This is a genomic window from Streptomyces sp. NPDC047081, from assembly GCF_040643775.1.
In the GTDB taxonomy this organism is placed as follows: domain Bacteria; phylum Actinomycetota; class Actinomycetes; order Streptomycetales; family Streptomycetaceae; genus Streptomyces.
In genome coordinates, this window is sequence record NZ_JBEYUY010000004.1 from 400820 (window position 1) to 415640 (window position 14821).

The 14821-nt window shown below is 71.0% G+C and carries 14 protein-coding genes; 7 read left to right on the forward strand and 7 right to left on the reverse strand.

Annotated features, from left to right (window positions below; all coding sequences use genetic code 11):
* Positions 1 to 92: 92 nt before the first annotated feature.
* Positions 93 to 1049 (reverse strand): SCO0930 family lipoprotein, encoded by a 957-nt coding sequence (locus ABZ848_RS10235; protein ID WP_360828320.1) that lies wholly within the window; start codon positions 1047 to 1049, stop codon positions 93 to 95.
* A 316-nt stretch (positions 1050 to 1365) separates the two neighbouring features.
* Between ABZ848_RS10235 and ABZ848_RS10240 the strand changes: the two genes are divergently transcribed.
* From ABZ848_RS10240 to ABZ848_RS10250, 3 genes are all read left to right on the forward strand, one after another.
* A complete protein-coding gene (locus ABZ848_RS10240) occupies positions 1366 to 1914 on the forward strand; it encodes a hypothetical protein (protein ID WP_360828637.1) in 549 nt (182 codons plus the stop codon).
* A gap of 17 nt (positions 1915 to 1931) precedes the next feature.
* Complete coding sequence (locus ABZ848_RS10245; RefSeq protein ID WP_360828322.1) at positions 1932 to 2696, forward strand: DUF4239 domain-containing protein; 765 nt, start codon at positions 1932 to 1934, stop codon at positions 2694 to 2696.
* Between the two features lie 199 nt (positions 2697 to 2895).
* Positions 2896 to 3426 (forward strand): hypothetical protein, encoded by a 531-nt coding sequence (locus tag ABZ848_RS10250; RefSeq protein ID WP_360828325.1) that lies wholly within the window; start codon positions 2896 to 2898, stop codon positions 3424 to 3426.
* 103 nt (positions 3427 to 3529) lie between these two features.
* Here the strand turns inward: ABZ848_RS10250 and ABZ848_RS10255 are convergent, their stop codons facing one another.
* Positions 3530 to 4021 (reverse strand): hypothetical protein, encoded by a 492-nt coding sequence (locus tag ABZ848_RS10255; RefSeq protein ID WP_360828328.1) that lies wholly within the window; start codon positions 4019 to 4021, stop codon positions 3530 to 3532.
* A 332-nt stretch (positions 4022 to 4353) separates the two neighbouring features.
* On the opposite strand from ABZ848_RS10255, the gene ABZ848_RS10260 reads away from it, so the two are divergent.
* A complete protein-coding gene (locus tag ABZ848_RS10260; RefSeq protein WP_360828331.1) occupies positions 4354 to 5013 on the forward strand; it encodes a class F sortase in 660 nt (219 codons plus the stop codon).
* Positions 5014 to 5042: 29 nt separating this feature from the next.
* Here the strand turns inward: ABZ848_RS10260 and ABZ848_RS10265 are convergent, their stop codons facing one another.
* The gene (locus ABZ848_RS10265) at positions 5043 to 5882 is read right to left on the reverse strand and encodes a polysaccharide deacetylase family protein (protein WP_360828334.1); all 840 of its coding nucleotides are present in this window, start codon (positions 5880 to 5882) and stop codon (positions 5043 to 5045) included.
* 139 nt (positions 5883 to 6021) lie between these two features.
* Between ABZ848_RS10265 and ABZ848_RS10270 the strand changes: the two genes are divergently transcribed.
* Positions 6022 to 6852, forward strand: a complete 831-nt coding sequence (locus ABZ848_RS10270; protein WP_360828337.1) for a hypothetical protein — start codon at positions 6022 to 6024, stop codon at positions 6850 to 6852.
* On the opposite strand, the gene lysX is transcribed toward ABZ848_RS10270, so the two are convergent.
* Positions 6797 to 10075, reverse strand: coding sequence for a bifunctional lysylphosphatidylglycerol synthetase/lysine--tRNA ligase LysX (gene lysX, locus ABZ848_RS10275; protein ID WP_360828340.1), 3279 nt, complete (start codon positions 10073 to 10075; stop codon positions 6797 to 6799). The genes ABZ848_RS10270 and lysX overlap by 56 nt on opposite strands.
* A gap of 89 nt (positions 10076 to 10164) precedes the next feature.
* On the opposite strand from lysX, the gene ABZ848_RS10280 reads away from it, so the two are divergent.
* Positions 10165 to 10626 (forward strand): universal stress protein, encoded by a 462-nt coding sequence (locus ABZ848_RS10280; protein ID WP_360828343.1) that lies wholly within the window; start codon positions 10165 to 10167, stop codon positions 10624 to 10626.
* On the opposite strand, the gene ABZ848_RS10285 is transcribed toward ABZ848_RS10280, so the two are convergent.
* Positions 10610 to 11686, reverse strand: a complete 1077-nt coding sequence (locus tag ABZ848_RS10285) for a 2-oxoglutarate and iron-dependent oxygenase domain-containing protein (protein WP_360828346.1) — start codon at positions 11684 to 11686, stop codon at positions 10610 to 10612. The genes ABZ848_RS10280 and ABZ848_RS10285 overlap by 17 nt on opposite strands.
* Positions 11687 to 12060: 374 nt before the next feature.
* Positions 12061 to 12879 (reverse strand): alpha/beta hydrolase, encoded by an 819-nt coding sequence (locus ABZ848_RS10290; protein WP_360828349.1) that lies wholly within the window; start codon positions 12877 to 12879, stop codon positions 12061 to 12063.
* A 72-nt stretch (positions 12880 to 12951) separates the two neighbouring features.
* Between ABZ848_RS10290 and ABZ848_RS10295 the strand changes: the two genes are divergently transcribed.
* Positions 12952 to 13425, forward strand: a complete 474-nt coding sequence (locus ABZ848_RS10295) for a MarR family winged helix-turn-helix transcriptional regulator (protein ID WP_360828352.1) — start codon at positions 12952 to 12954, stop codon at positions 13423 to 13425.
* A 23-nt stretch (positions 13426 to 13448) separates the two neighbouring features.
* Here the strand turns inward: ABZ848_RS10295 and ABZ848_RS10300 are convergent, their stop codons facing one another.
* Entirely contained in the window at positions 13449 to 14594 is a 1146-nt protein-coding gene (locus tag ABZ848_RS10300) for a CapA family protein (RefSeq protein ID WP_360828355.1), read from the reverse strand.
* Between the last annotated feature and the right edge of the window lie 227 nt (positions 14595 to 14821).

The window sequence follows — 14821 nt, forward strand, 5'->3', positions numbered from 1 at the left end:
CCGAAAGCGGTCCGCCCCCTCCGTGCGGTGCGGAGGGGGCGGACCTGCGATCGTGCGCGCGTCCGGTGCGATCAACCCTGGGGAGGTGATGCCTACTTCTTCGGCGCGCCGATCGGCTTTCCGTCGGGCGACATGACGTACCAGGTGCCGCCCACGCCCTGGCCGTTGGTGTCGCCCGGCTTGGTGTCACCGGAGAAGGTGTACGCCGGCCAGCAGTCGACGGTCATCTGCTTGACGCCGTCGGGCCGGGTGAAGCCCATCAGGCCCTTCTTCTCGATGCCCTCGGTGTCGTTCGCCGCGACCGGGGCGACGGCCGGCCACTTCTCCAGGCAGGAGCCGGTGCAGTTCGAGATCGGGTCGGGCCAGGCCACGTCCTTGATGAAGCGGTAGACCGTCATGCCGTTCTTGTCGACGACGATCTTGCCGAGCTTGGGGTCGTTCTTGACGGACAGGCCCGGCAGGCTGGCGAGGGTCGCCTTCTTGCCGGTGGGGGCCAGCGCGAACCACTTGCCGCCCACGCCCTGACCGGCGACGTCCCCGGCCTTGGTGTCCTTGGCGTAGCGGTACGCGGGCCAGCCGGCGATGGTCAGCTGCTTGGTGCCGTCGGTGCGGGTGACCTCGCCGAGCAGCGCCTTGTCGATGCCGGCGCCGGCCGTGGCGTCGTCCGCGGGAACGGGCGGCCAGGTCTTGGCGCAGTCGCCGTCGCAGTTGGACTTCGGCGGCTCGGCGGTGTCCGCGTCGAAGCGATAAAGGGTGAGCCCGGCACCGTCGGTGAGCACCTGGCCGAGCTCGGCGTTGCTGGTGACGGCGAGCTTGCCCGCGGGGCTGGTCTGGGTGGCGGCACCCTGCTGGCCGTCCGCGCCGTAGCCGTTGCTCGGGCTGGCACTCGCACCGACGCCGACACTCCCGTAGTCGCCGGCGGCGGCCGTGGCACCCACGTTCTGGCTGCCCACTCCCGAACTGGTGGTTTCCTGGCCGCACGCCGTAGTAAGGGCCAGCACGGCCGCGGCGCCCACCACGAACGAGGCGCTCCGCCAGGAGGTCTTCATCGTCAACAACTCCCCATAATCGCAAGGGTGTTGCAGCGCCCTGCTGCGCCGCCGCACGAGCATGGGTACGCATGGGAGCTGCGGTTGTGTTCAACCGCCCCACAAATTTCTTTCCGGAACCTGTGACACCGGCGCTCCGACTCGCACATCCGTGCGCCGTTACGCGCCCACGGGCGCACCCCGGTCAAACCCCTGCACGCCCTCAATCCCCCGTTCGGACCAATCCCGGCGCGCTCGGGCGTGCACGGGCGCACGAGGGCTCATGATCTCCGTCGTGCATGGACCCGAACCGACCCAAACCACCCGCGCGGCAAGGGTGTTGGCGTTGACGACGCTCACCTGGCTGCTCGTCGGAGCACCGGCCGGCGCGGCCAGGGCCGACGCCTGCGCGTATGCCTCGACCGGCCCGGACGGCACCCGGGCGGTGGCGGTCGCCGGAACCCTCTCCTGGCCGACGCCTCCGGCCTGCCCGAAGCCGACGCCCACGCCCGAGCCACCGTGCCCGAGCCCGACGCCGACGCCCACTCCGACACCGACACCTACTCCGACGCCCAAGCCGACACCGACCCCCAAGCCCACGCCGAAGCCCGAGCCGCCGCCTCCGCCGCGGCCCGCGCCACCGAAACCGACCCCGACCCCGCCGCCCGCACCGGCGCCGGTCCCCACCCCGCCCCCGCCACCGACCCCCACGCCGAAGCCGTCGGCCAAGCCCACCCCGCGCCCCTCCGTGACGCCGGTCGCCTATCCCCGCTACCGCTCCCCCGCGCCCAGCCACCCCACCCACGACGCCACGTCGCCGCTCACCTTCGTCCTGCTCATCACCGCGCCCGCCGCGATCGCCGTCGCCGCGCTGCGCCCGCGCTGACCTCCTGGAGGCACCTCTTGCCGGAATGGCTTGTTCTCATCCTCGCGATGCTGGCCGCCTGCGCGGTGGTGGTGGTCATCACCGTCGTACGGCACCGCTCCGCTCCCGACGACGAGGACACCACCGAGACGCCCGACGTCATCGAGTACATGACGATGTGGATCGGGGTCGTCTACGCCATCGTCCTCGGCCTGGCCATCGCCGGAGTGTGGGAGGGGCGCAGCGCCGCCCAGGACCACGTCCAGGCGGAGGCGGCCGCGCTGCACGAGATCTCCGAGCGGGTACGGGTCTATCCGCCCGAACCCCGTGACCGCATTCGGGACGATGTCAACGCCTATGTCGGACAAGTCGTCAACACGGAGTGGAAGGTGATGGCCGACCACGGCAAGGTCACCGTGCGCGGCGACGAGCTCTTCGAGCGCATCCGCCGGGACGTCACCGACTACGAGCCCAGGACGGACTTCGAGGCCCAGGCCTACCAGCCGCTCCTGGACCAGGTGACCGCGGCCAACCAGGCCCGTGCCGCCCGGGCCGACTCGATGGGCGCGACCATGCCGGGCGTGGTGTGGTTCGGGCTGCTGGGCGGGGCCGTGATCACCATCGGCATGATCTTCGCGCTGCAGATCCGGCGCACGGTGCGCGAACTGGCCCTCGCCGGACTGTTCTCCGCGCTGATCGCGTTCCTGCTCTTCCTCATCTGGGACTTCGACGCGCCCTACTCCCGCGGTATCACGGCCTCCGCGGAACCCTTCCTGAACCTGTTCCCGCACATCGGGGCCTGACCACCCCTCACCTGACGGGCCGCCGAGAGACGGGCGCCACGCCGCCCCCGTCCCCTGGGTGGCCCACACTCTTGCCCCATTCGCCCGACTGCGATCGCGCAGACGCACACGTGTTCCTAGCGTTTCGGTCATCGAGGTGCATTTCAGGCGCATGCGGAAAAGGTCCGCAGCTGCTCCTCGGGGACCCGGAGGATTCACCATGCGCGCGATACGCGTCGCTTCGGCCGCACTGCTGGGCGCCTGTGCCCTCGCTGTTTCCGCGCCGGCCGCCGTGGCCGGCAACATCACGCCGTTCGGCTTCAGCGTCCTGCCCTCGACCATCGCGGCGGGCGGCCAGGTCACGCTGCAGCTCAACCGGGACGGCGGCTGCAAGGGGCCGGCTACGGTCACCTCGGCGGTGTTCGACACGGTCACCATTCCCACGGGACAGTCGTCGAGGACGGCGATGGTCGACTGGGACGCCAAGCCGGGCGCCGTGTACCAGGTGACGTTCACCTGTGACGGGGTGAGCGGATCCACGGATCTGACGATCGCCGGCGGCCGCCCGGTGGGCCCCACGCCGGTGCCGATCAATCCGGTCAGCCCCAACCGGGGTGTGCACGCCGGTGAGGGCGGCAGCATCGCCGGGTTCGACCTCAAGGAGATCGGGCTCGGGGCCGCGCTCATCGCGGGCTCGGTCGGGGCGGCGTACCACTTCTCGCGCCGCCGCACCGGCCAGGACGGCGCCTGACGGAGGAAAGGCCTCGGCCCCGGATTCCTGACGAGGAACCCGGGGCCGAGGCCTTTTGACGTGCGATCCGCTCTCCGAAGGGGTGAAGGCCGGATCAGTCGGGTCAGATGCGCTTCTCGGACCGCCGGCGCATCCAGAACAGCCCACCGCCGACGACGGCCGCGGCCACGAGCCCGCCGCCGATCGCCATGTCGGTCGGCGTGGCCCCACTGGTGCTGCTGCCGCCGAGACCGCCGCGGACGCCGCCGATGATGGTGAAGGCGGTCGGGTTCGTCAGCGTCTTGGTGCCGCAGGTGACGGTGATGCTGTGCGAGCCGTTGCTCGCGTTGCGGTTGACCGTCGCTGTGCCCCTAGCCGTGTTGCTGCCCGACACAGGGGTCAGCGTCGCCATCGAGAAGGCGTCCGAGGTCGCGGTGGCGATCGAGGGGCAGCCGTCGACGGTGATGGTCAGCTGTCCGCCGCGCGCGATGACGCTGGGCATCGCCACGAGATTACTGAGGCTGATGTTCATGCCGTCCGCGACGGCCGCCGGGGCGGCGGCTGCGAGGACGGCGACCGCGGCGGCAGAGGCCGCCAGGGCACGAGTGGTACGCATGTGATCCTCCGCGGAAGACGCCCCGGGGCCCGTCCCCGGCATGTCGGCGAGAAAGCGCCTCCCAGAAAGACCCTCAGTTGCCGTGCACGCGCCCGCATTTCGGCGATGGTCCGTCCTGGTGAGAGGACACGCCGAGAGAAAACCGCACAATCGGATATCGCCGCAGGTCACGGACCGTCAGAAAATTCCTGTGCGCGGCAACTCGGATGGCGCACCAATGGAGTCGGGGGCCACCCGTTCGCGTCTGTCCCGTCGCCGGTTCCGTCCGCCGCATTTAGCGTTCACGTATGCGCGAATGACGTGGCGACGGCCACGTCGAGAGGGGAAAGCGAATGTCTGCGTTCGAGCTGGCCGAAGAGGAGGAGCCGCAGCCGAAGAAGCGTGCTCCTTGGGGCGTGATAGCGCTTGTTCTGCTGACCGGCCTCGCGCTCATTCGGAATGGTTCGGGGGAATTCGACGTGGGCCCGCCGCAGCCCGCCTCCGCGGCCGCGGCGGACAGCCGCGTTCCCAGCACCTTCGCCAAGGCCCAGCCGTTGCCGTTCTCGCAGCCGGACCGGGTGCGGATCCCGGCGATCCGGGTCGACGCGCCGGTCATGCCGGTCGGCCTGGACACGGACGGCTGGGTCGGGGCACCGCCGCCGGACGACCCGAACCTGGCGGGCTGGTTCACCGGCGCGGTCTCGCCCGGCGAGAAGGGCACGGCGGTGGTGGTCGGCCACGTGGACAACATGAGGGGCCCCGCCGTCTTCTACGGACTCGGCGCCCTCAAGAAGGGAAACCGCGTCGACATCGCCCGCAAGGACGGAAAGACGGCCGTTTTCGAGATCTACGGCATCGAGGTCTTCTCGAAGAACGACTTCCCCGGCGACCGCGTCTACGGCTCGAAGGGCACACCGGAACTGCGGGTCATCACGTGCGGGGGCGGTTTCTCCAAGCAGCATGGTTACGACGGCAATGTCGTCGTCTTCGCCCGCCTGGTCGAGGTCCGCTGAGCGTTCCCCGACCGGGCGGGCGGAACGGGTTACGCGTAACGCCGTGTCGGCACGGTCATGTGATAGCCGGAGTCCAGCAGCTGCGGCAGATAGTCCTTCAATGCCCGGACACTCTGGGAGCGGTCGCCTCCGGCGTCGTGCGAGAGCACCACGACGCCGGGGGCGGCGCCGTCCTCGACGCGGTGGACGATGGTGCGGGTGCCGGGGGCGGTCCAGTCCAGGGTGTCGACGGTCCACGCGAGCGGTTCCATGCCGAGTTCGGCGCCGAGCTGGAAGGCGGCGCGGTTCCAGGCGCCGTACGGAGCGCGGAACCACAACGGCCGCTCCCCGTACGCCTCCTCGATGACGTCGCTGGTGCGCTGCATCTCGGAGCGGATCTGGGAGCGGGTCAGGCGGGTCAGCAGCGGGTGGGACCAGGTGTGGTTGCCGACGACATGGCCCTCGTCGGCCATCCGGCCCAGCAGGTCCCGGTTCCAGTCGGCCTGCTCCCCGCACACGAAGAACGTGGCGCGGACGTCGTACTCCGCGAGGGTGTCCAGGATGTGCGGGGTGTAGCGGGGATCGGGGCCGTCGTCGAAGGTGAGCACCATGGTGCGACCACGACCGGACATCCGCAGGAACGGTTCGTGCCGGACGACGGTGCGGCCCGGGGTGGTGCGCGGTGGGCCGTATCCGGTCAGGGGCTGGAGCCGGTAGGCGGAGGGCTTGAGCGCGGGACGCGCCTGGGGTCCGGCGGCGGGTACGGCGCGAGGCGCGGCGGCCTCGTCACCCCCGGCAAGGCCGAACGCCGCGGCGGTGCCGGCCGCCCCCAGAACACCGGCTCCGGCGATCAACACCCGGCGCCGCGTGAACAACTGATCCTTCTTCATGACTCATCAGTCGCCCGAGAAGAGCCCGACGCACCCCAGCAACACCGGGGCGGCGGCAGGAAAACACCCACACGGCCCAAGCGAGGGGGCGTTTATTCGCTTTCGGCGGGCGGATGTTCAGACGTAGCGTCGACGCCTCATGTCCACGCCTCCTCCTGCCCTCGGCGCCACCCCCGACGAAACCCTGGCCGCCTTCGTCACCCGCGCGCGTGCCGATCCCGGCGTCGTCGGGCTGGTCCTCAGCGGTTCGCAGGTGCACGACGGGATGGTGACCGCCCGGTCCGATCACGACCTGCACGTCGTGCTGCGTGATCGCGACGCGTCGCCGCTCAGCGAGCTGGACTGGTTCCGCTCCGGGCACCTGGACCTGGTGGTGCTCACCCTCGACGAGTTCCGCCGGCGTGGGCTGCCCGGTGACGTGGCGGCGTTCGCCCGCTACTCGTATGTGCACGCCAAAGTGCTGCTCGACCGGCTCGGCGGGGAGATCGGCGCGATTCTCGACCGCAAGCGGGCGCTGGAGCCCGAGGAGGCGCGGGCCGCCGCGGCCGCGCATCTCGACGCCTATGTCAATCAGACGTATCGCTCGCTGAAGAGCTTCCGGGACGGGCGGGACGAGCTCGGGCATCTCGATGCCGCCGAGAGTGTGCCGTACGCGCTGGAGGTCGTGTTCGCGCTGCACCGGCGGGTGCGGCCGTACAACAAGTACCTCCGATGGGAGCTGGAGCGGCAGCCGCTCGGGGAGCGAAGCGAATGGCGTGTCGAGCGGCTGCTCCCCCTGCTGCGGCGGATCCTCGCGGACGGTCATCCGGACAGTCAGCGCGCGCTGTTCCAGGACATCGAGCGGGCCGCGCGGGACGCCGGGCACGGCGACGTGCTCGACGCCTGGGGAGACGATCTGCGGCTGCTCCAGCCCCTCAGCGGCGGCGGACCAGCGGGAAGGGAAGCGTCTCGCGGATCGTCAGGCCCGTGAGGAACATGACCAGGCGGTCCACGCCGATGCCCAGGCCGCCGGTGGGCGGCATCGCGTATTCGAGGGCGTCCAGGAAGTCCTCGTCCAGTTCCATCGCCTCGGGGTCGCCGCCGGCGGCGAGGAGGGACTGGGCGGTCAGACGGCGGCGTTGTTCGACCGGGTCGGTCAGCTCCGAGTACGCGGTGCCCAGTTCGGTGCCGAAGGCGACCAGGTCCCAGCGTTCGGCGAGGCGCGGGTCCGTGCGGTGCTGGCGGGTGAGCGGGGAGACGTCCGTGGGGAAGTCCTTGTAAAAGGTGGGGAGTTGGGTCCTCTCCTCGACCAGGCGCTCGTACATTTCGAGGACCACGTCGCCTCTGCCGTCGTCCACCGTGTACGGGACGCCCGCTCGGTCGCACAGGGAGTGCAGCGCCTCCGGCGGGGTGTCCGCGTCGACGTGCTCCCCCAGTGCCTCCGAGATCGCGCCGTACACCGTCTTCACCGGCCACGTGCCCGAGATGTCGTACTCCTTGCCGTCCTTGTGCGCGACGGGCGTGCCGAAGGCCGCGGTGGCGGCGCCCTGGATCAGTTCGCGGGTGAGGTCGAGCATGACGTCGTAGTCGGCGAAGGCCTGGTACGCCTCCAGCATCGTGAACTCGGGGTTGTGCTTGTAGGAGACGCCCTCGTTACGGAAGGTGCGGCCCATCTCGAAGACCTTCTCCAGGCCGCCGACGCACAGCCGCTTGAGGTACAGCTCGGGGGCGATGCGCAGATAGAGGTCGAGGTCGTAGGCGTTGATGTGGGTGGTGAAGGGGCGGGCGTTGGCGCCGCCGTGGATCTGCTGGAGCATCGGGGTCTCGACCTCCAGGTAGCCGCGCTCCAACAGGCCCTGGCGCAGGGCCTGTACGGCGGTGGAGCGGGCGCGGACGACGTCGCGGGCGTCGGGGCTGGACATCAGGTCGACGTAGCGCATACGGACCTTGGCCTCGGGATCGGCGAGGCCTCTGCGTTTGTCGGGCAGCGGGCGCAGGCACTTGCCGATGAGCTGCCAGGAGGTGACGAAGACGGTCGGTTCGCCCTGGTCGCTGAGGCCCGCCCGGCCCGTGGCGGTGATGTGGTCGCCGATGTCGACGTCGGCGGTGAAGCGGCCGAGGGCGGGGCCGGAGTCGGCGCGGGTGAGGGCGAGTTGGCGGTCGCCGGACCAGTCGCGCAGGACCGCGAAGACGATGCCTCCGAAGTCGCGGACCAGCATCACCCGGCCCGCGACGGTGACTTCGCCGCTCTCGGGGACCTCGGCGAGGGCGTGGGTGCGGGCGGGGATGCCGACCGGGTAGGGGTCGGTGCCGTCGGCGCGCAGCCGGTCGAGCTTGTGGTGCCGGATGCGGACCTGTTCGGGCAGGCCGGAGAGGGGATCGCCGGGCCCGGCCTCGTCCCCTCCCGCGAGGCCGAGCGCCGACAGCGACGGCAGGCCCTCGGTGGTCGCGGGCCTGGGCGCGCCCTTCGGGTGCCCCTTTCCCCAGAGTTTGCGCAACGACGGTACGGATACGAAGCCTTCGGCGATTCCGGAGGCGAGGCCGATCCGGGCGAGGGCGCCGGTGTCGCCGTAGCAGATGAAGCGCGGGTACCACTCGGGCTGGTACTTGGCGTTGGAGCGGTACAGGGCCTCCAGTTGCCACCAGCGGGAGAAGAAGAGGAGCAGGCGGCGCCACAGGCGCAGGACCGGTCCTGCGCCGATGCGGGCGCCCTCCTCGAAGGCCGAGCGGAAGACCGCGAAGTTGAGCGAGATCCTGCGCACTCCCAGCTTGGGGGCGGCGGCGCAGAGTTCGGCGACCATGAACTCCATGACGCCGTTGGGGGCGCTGCGGTCACGGCGCATCAGGTCGAGGGAGACGCCGTCGCGGCCCCAGGGCACGAAGGAGAGCAGGGCGAGCAGGCGGCCGTCCTCGCCCAGTGCCTCCACGAGGAGGCAGTCGCCGTCGGCCGGGTCGCCGAGGCGGTCCAGGGCCATGGAGAAGCCGCGTTCGGTCTCGGTGTCGCGCCAGGCGTCGGCCTTGTCGACGACCTCCTCCATCTCCTCGTCGGTGAGGGTGGCGTGGCGGCGGATGCGGGTGGTGGCGCCGGTACGGCGGACCCGGTGCACGGCCTGGCGGGTGACGCGCATGTCGCGGCCGTCGAGGTCGAAGTCACCGGCGTTCAGGATCGCCTCGTCGCCGAGCTGGAGCGCGCCGAGGCCCGCGCGGGCGAAGGCCCTGGCGCCGTCCTCGGAGGCGCCCATCGCGGCCGGCGCCCAGGCGTGCCGGCGGGCCACGTCCAGCCAGGCGGCGATGGCGTGCGGCCAGGCCTCGCGGTCGCCGACGGGGTCGCCGCTGGCGAGGCAGACGCCGGCCTCGACGCGGTAGGTGACGGCGGCCTTGCCGCTGGGTGAGAAGACGACGGCCTTGTCGCGGCGGGTGGCGAAGTAACCGAGGGAGTCCTGATCGCCGTACGCCTTGAGGAGGGCGCGGATGCGGGACTCCTCGTCGCCGTGCAGGGCTGCCTCCATGCGCTGCGAACGGAACATCGTGGCGGCCGCGTTGAGCAGGGCGAGCGCGCCGAACAGGCCGAGGAGGAAGAACAGGGCGCGGGGCGGGCGGCCGTCGAAGGACTGGCCCGAGACCAGGCCGCCGAGGACCCGGTTGGCGGCCCAGCCCAGGCGCTGGCCGTGCGGCAGGGTGCCGGGGAACAGCTCGACCAGGCCCCAGCCGGCCAGGATGCCGAGGGCCAGGCCGACGAACAGGACGAGGAGGGCGCGGCGGACGGCACCGCGGCGGGAGGCGGCGTAGAACTCCCCGCGGGCGACGATCAGCACGACGAGCGCGAGGGTGCAGACGACGAGGGAGGGGATCGAGTCGGCGTACAGGCCGAGGGCGACGCCCAGGGCGTCGGTGAGGACCAGCAGGCCCAGATAGACGACCACCAGCCACCAGGCGATCTTCTTGCGGGCGGCGGTGGCGGCGGCCAGCAGGAAGAGGAAGACGGCGTAGGCGAGGTTGGCGCTGACCGGGACGATGAGCAGGTCCAGGAAGCGGACGACCGGGCGGAGCAGTCTGCGCAGCGGCGGGATGAAGGCCAGCAGGACGCAGAGGATGCCGAGGGCGCCGAAGAAGGTGGCGAACACCTCCGGCACCCTGCTCAGCCGGCCGCTGCCGGGCGGCCGTATCGGACCCGTCGTGTCCTTGGGCGGGGCGGCGGCCGCGGTGGCACTCATGTTCCGACTGTAGGAAGGCCCCGGCCGCCGCGCCCGTCGAGCGGCCCCGCCCGGCGTCGGGACCTGCGGATTCCGATAGCCTCACAGCCGTGACGGAACAGCACTCGCACCAGTTCGAGCGGGGCACGGACGGGCCCAAGGTCATCGTGGTCGGAGTGGACGGCTCCGACTCCTCGCTGCGCGCGGCGGCATATGCCGGCGGCCTGGCCCGGCGCCAGCACGCGCTGCTCGCCGTGGTCTACGTCCAGCCGGTGATGGCGGCGGGTGCGGCCATGGGGGCACCGGTGGCGGAGACGACGGACGAGATCGCCGAGGACCTCAAGGCGTACATCCTGGACGCGACCGAGCGGCTGAAGGGGATATTCGAGGTGCGCTGGGAGTTCCACACCTTCCGCGGCGACCCCTACAGCGGTCTGGTGAAGGCGGCGGACGAGCTCAAGGCGGACGCGGTGGTGGTGGGCGCGTCGGAGCAGGCGGGCCACCGGATCGTGGGCTCGGTGGCGGTACGCCTGGTGAAGGCGGGGCGCTGGCCGGTCACGGTCGTGCCGTAGGCCCGCCGCTCAGCGCCTCCTCGCGCAGGCGCGCGAGGACCTTCAGGCCGTCGTCCTCGTCCATCCTCCTGGTCGTGACGCGGTCGGGGTAGCACCTGCGGAACATCTGCGTGAAGTGGGTGCCGTAGTGGATGTGCTCGGCGGGGTCCGTCGCGGCGATCGGGCGGGCCACGGCGTTGAAGGCCGGTTCGTGGAAGTAGGCGAGGGTGTAGCGCTCGCGGGCGGCCAGGCGGACCTTGTGCGGGGTGGAGAGCAGGGCGCCGCCGGTCATGAACTGCATGATGTCGCCGGGGAAGACGGTGAAGACGGCCGGGACCGGGGCGACGTAGGTCCAGGGTTCGTCGTGTTCGTAGCGGCCGGCCATGGACTCGCCGGGGAGCCAGTTGCGGCCGCGCTGCTCGCCGGGGACGGGCGGGCGGATGTAAAGGCCGCCGACGTCGTCCTGGGCGGCGATGACGAGCAGGCCGTAGTCGGTGTGGGCGCCGATGCCGCGTTCGGAGGTCGCGTCGGCGGGCGGGAAGCGCAGCACGCGCATGTGGTGCCAGCCGTCGGCGGTGAGGCGGGTGAAGTGGTCGGGGTCGGCCAATCCCAGCCCGAGCGCGGCGAGTTGGAGCAGCCGGTGTCCGATCTCGCCGACCGTGGCCATGTAGTCCGTCATCGCGTCGGCGTAGGCGGCTGACGGCCAGGGGGTGGGGCCGTGGCAGGGCCGGTGTTCGAGGACGCGGGGGTCGTCGGCGGGGATGTCGGGGCAGACGGTGAAGATCTCCGAACCGTCCTTCTCGCCCGCGGTCTCCTCCTCGCCGGAGGCCACATAGCCGCTGTAGGTGAGGTCGGAGACATGCGCGGCCTTCTCGCTCAGCGGCCTGGCGCAGAAGGCGCGGGAGGCGGCCAACGCCCTTTCGGTGGCGGCCTGTTGGGTGGGGGTGGCGTGGATCTGGAAGATGCCGTCCGACTGCCAGGCGGCGACGAGGGCTTCGCCGAGGGGGCGGTCGGTGCGGGTGACGGCGGACGGTAAGCGGAAGGTCCGAAGAGGCGTCAGGGCTGGTTTGTCGCTGTTCATTCGAGGTACTCCCCGAGCGATGCGAGTGGTTGCGCGTCAAACTACGCGCGGCCGCTCGCTCCTGAACAGCGATTCAGTTCACGTGGCCCCGGCATGTATGTGCGGCTGGTCCGTCATGATCCCTCGTCAGCCGTTGCCCAACGTGAAGAGGTGAGGCTCATGGCCAGGCTCCGGGCGGGCTGGGGCATTCTCCGCCGCAAACCCATCGAGCGCATCGAGGAGACAGAGCTCGGCGAGGGCGCACGCCTCGACCGGTCGCCGGGGCTGTGACGGCTGACGGCGATCGGCGTAGGCGGCGTCATCGGCGCGGGTGCCGGGGGTCTGGGGGTTGTCCCCCAGAAAACGCAGCACTCTGTCCGGAGCCGCGTTCGCCGTCAGAGGGCGCGGAGGTAGTCCAGCAGGAGCGCGTTGAACTCCTCGGGCTTCTCCAGGTTCGGGAAGTGCGAGGTGTCCTGCACCCGGACGGCTCGCCCATTGCGGACGGTACGGGCGAGGCGCTCCGCGTCCTCGATCAGGTCCGGCGAGTCGAGCGCGCCGTTGACGACGAGCACCGGGACGTCGATCTCGGGTACGCGCGGCCAGGTGTCGGTCATCGGCACGTGCCAGTCGCGCTCTCCCGGCGCGTGCTTGGCGATGGTGTGCAGGGCCATCTCTCGCATCCGGTCGAGGATGGCGGGGTCGATGTCGCCGGCCGTGCGGAACGGTCCGGCGACGCCCCGCAGGAACACCTCTAGCCAGCCCTCGACGTCGCCCGAGTGGAGGGTGCGGAGGGAGTCCGCCAGGACCTGCTGGGTCGCCTCGTACGTGTACTTGAAGTCGCTGACCGAGGCGCCGCTCAGGACGATCCCCCGGACCAGTTCCGGATACTCGATCGCGGTGTCGCCGGCGATGGCCCCGCCCATCGAGACGCCGATCAGGACCGCGGGGCCCGCGTCGAGGTGCTGGAGCAGGCCCGCGAGGTCGTCGGCCCAGCGGAAGGGCTCGCTCGCGTTGGCGGACCAGCCGTGACCGCGGACGTCCGCAGCGATCACGCGGTACCCGGCCTCGACGAGCGCGGACGTCTGACCCTCGAAGAGGCGGTGGTCGACGTAGCCGGAGTGGAGGAGGACGACGAGGTCGCCCGCGCCGCTGTCGCGGTAGGCGAGGTCGCCGTCGGTGGACGGGTAGTGGCTGAGTTCGGAAGTGACCGTCATGACAACCAAGGTGTCATCTTCGCGCGACTTTGACAACCCGGTTGTCATGATGACCCGGTGCATGATGTCCGGGTGAACGACAACGACGCCCCGCTCTCCCCCGACGAACTCGGCCATCGCGTCTCCGAGGTGTTCGACCTGATCGGCGCGCTCTACCGGCGCGGCCTGCGCAAGGTCGAGCAGGGCGAACAGGTCGAGGGCGTCTCCGTCGGGGTGCGCTCCGTGCTCGTCCTGCTGCGCCGGTACGGGTCCATGACGGTGCCGCAGATGGGCCGGATCATGGCGCTGACCCGGCAGTTCGTGCAGCGCATGGTCAATGACGCGGTGGCCGAGGGCTGGGTCGAGGTCACGCCCAATCCCGCGCACCAGCGATCCTCACTGATCCGCATCACGAAGGCGGGCGAGGCGATGATCGACACCATCCTGGAACGCGAGCACGCCCTGAATCGGCAGGTCGGCGGCGACCTCACCGACGCCGAACTGCGGGCGTGCGTACGCGTGTTGAAGGAGATGCTGCGGACCTTCGACCACGAGGAAGCGGACTGAGGGCACCAAAGGCGCCTACTCCCCTACTCCCCCATCACCAGCCCGTCCTTCGCCGCGCCGCGGCTGAGCACGACGTCCCGGATACGGTCGCGGACACCCTCCACATCCGCGCCCTGCTTCAGCGCCTGGTTGAGGTTGACGACCCGGCCGGCGTCGATGTCGAAGAGCTGCGGGATGAACTCGGCCTTGGTGACCTCCCACCGCCCGCCCGGCCTGGCCGGCGGGGCGAAGGTGAAGCGGCCGATGGTGGACTGGTTGCCGCGCGGGTCCTGGACGCCCTCGTGGTTGTACATCTCGCCGGCGATCTGGTCGCCCATGCCGTAGACGACCCAGGTGCCGTTGACCTTCTCGTACGCCTGCGGGATGTGCGCGTGGGTGCCGAGGATGAGGTCGATGTCGGGGCGGCCGTCGGTGCGGGAGGCGGTGAGCGCGCGGGCGAGGGCGAGCTGCATCTCGTCGGGCGCGTCCTGCCACTCCGTGCCCCAGTGCAGGGATACGACGACCACGTCGGCGCCCGCCTGCCGGGCGGCCCGGGCGTCCGCGACGACCCGGTTCTGGTCGATGATGTTGACGGCCCAGGGCTCGCCCTGCGGGAGCGGGAAGCCGTTGGTGTCGTAGGTGTACGCGAGGTGGGCCACCTTGGCCCGGCCCGCGCGCAGAATCGTCACGGTGCGCGCCTCGGCCTCGGTGCGGGCCGAACCGGCGTGCCGCACACCTGCCTGGTCGAGGGCGTCGAGGGTGCGCCGGATGCCCTCGGGGCCGTCGTCGAGGGTGTGGTTGGAGGCGGTGGAGCAGCCGTCGTAGCCGGTGGCGGCCAGGCCCTGGGCCACCTCGGGCGGGGACTTGAAGATGGGGTAGCCGGTGTAGGCGCCGTTCGCCCCGTAGACGGTCTCCATGTGACACAGCGCCAGATCGGCGCGGGAGACCACGGGCTTGACGCCGGCGAGCATCGGACGGAAGTCGTAGCCGGTGCCGCCCGCGTCGAACTGCGCGCGGTCGATGATCGAGCTGTGCGGGAGGACGTCGCCGGAGGCGACGAGCGTGAACCCGCGGGCTGCGGCGGGGGCCGGAGCCCCGGCCGCCCTGTCGTGGTGCTGTGCCTGGCAGGCGGCGCCCCCGGCGAGGACGGCCGTCAGGGCCAGGGCAACCTGCTGTCTGCGTGCAATCATCAGCTCACCCCACTGTTGTCATATTTACTGACAAACCGTACGAAGCGGGATGGTCCCCTACGTGACTCCGGCACGCCGATTAGCCCGTCCGGTGTGCGCGAGGAAGGTGCCCGGAGCGGTCGCAGGCGCGTCCGGGACCGTTCGTCGAACCGTTCGTCGACGCGATCGACCGTCCGCCGCAGATCCCCGTACGGGCCCTGTCCCGAATGGGCCCCCTGCGATGCCAT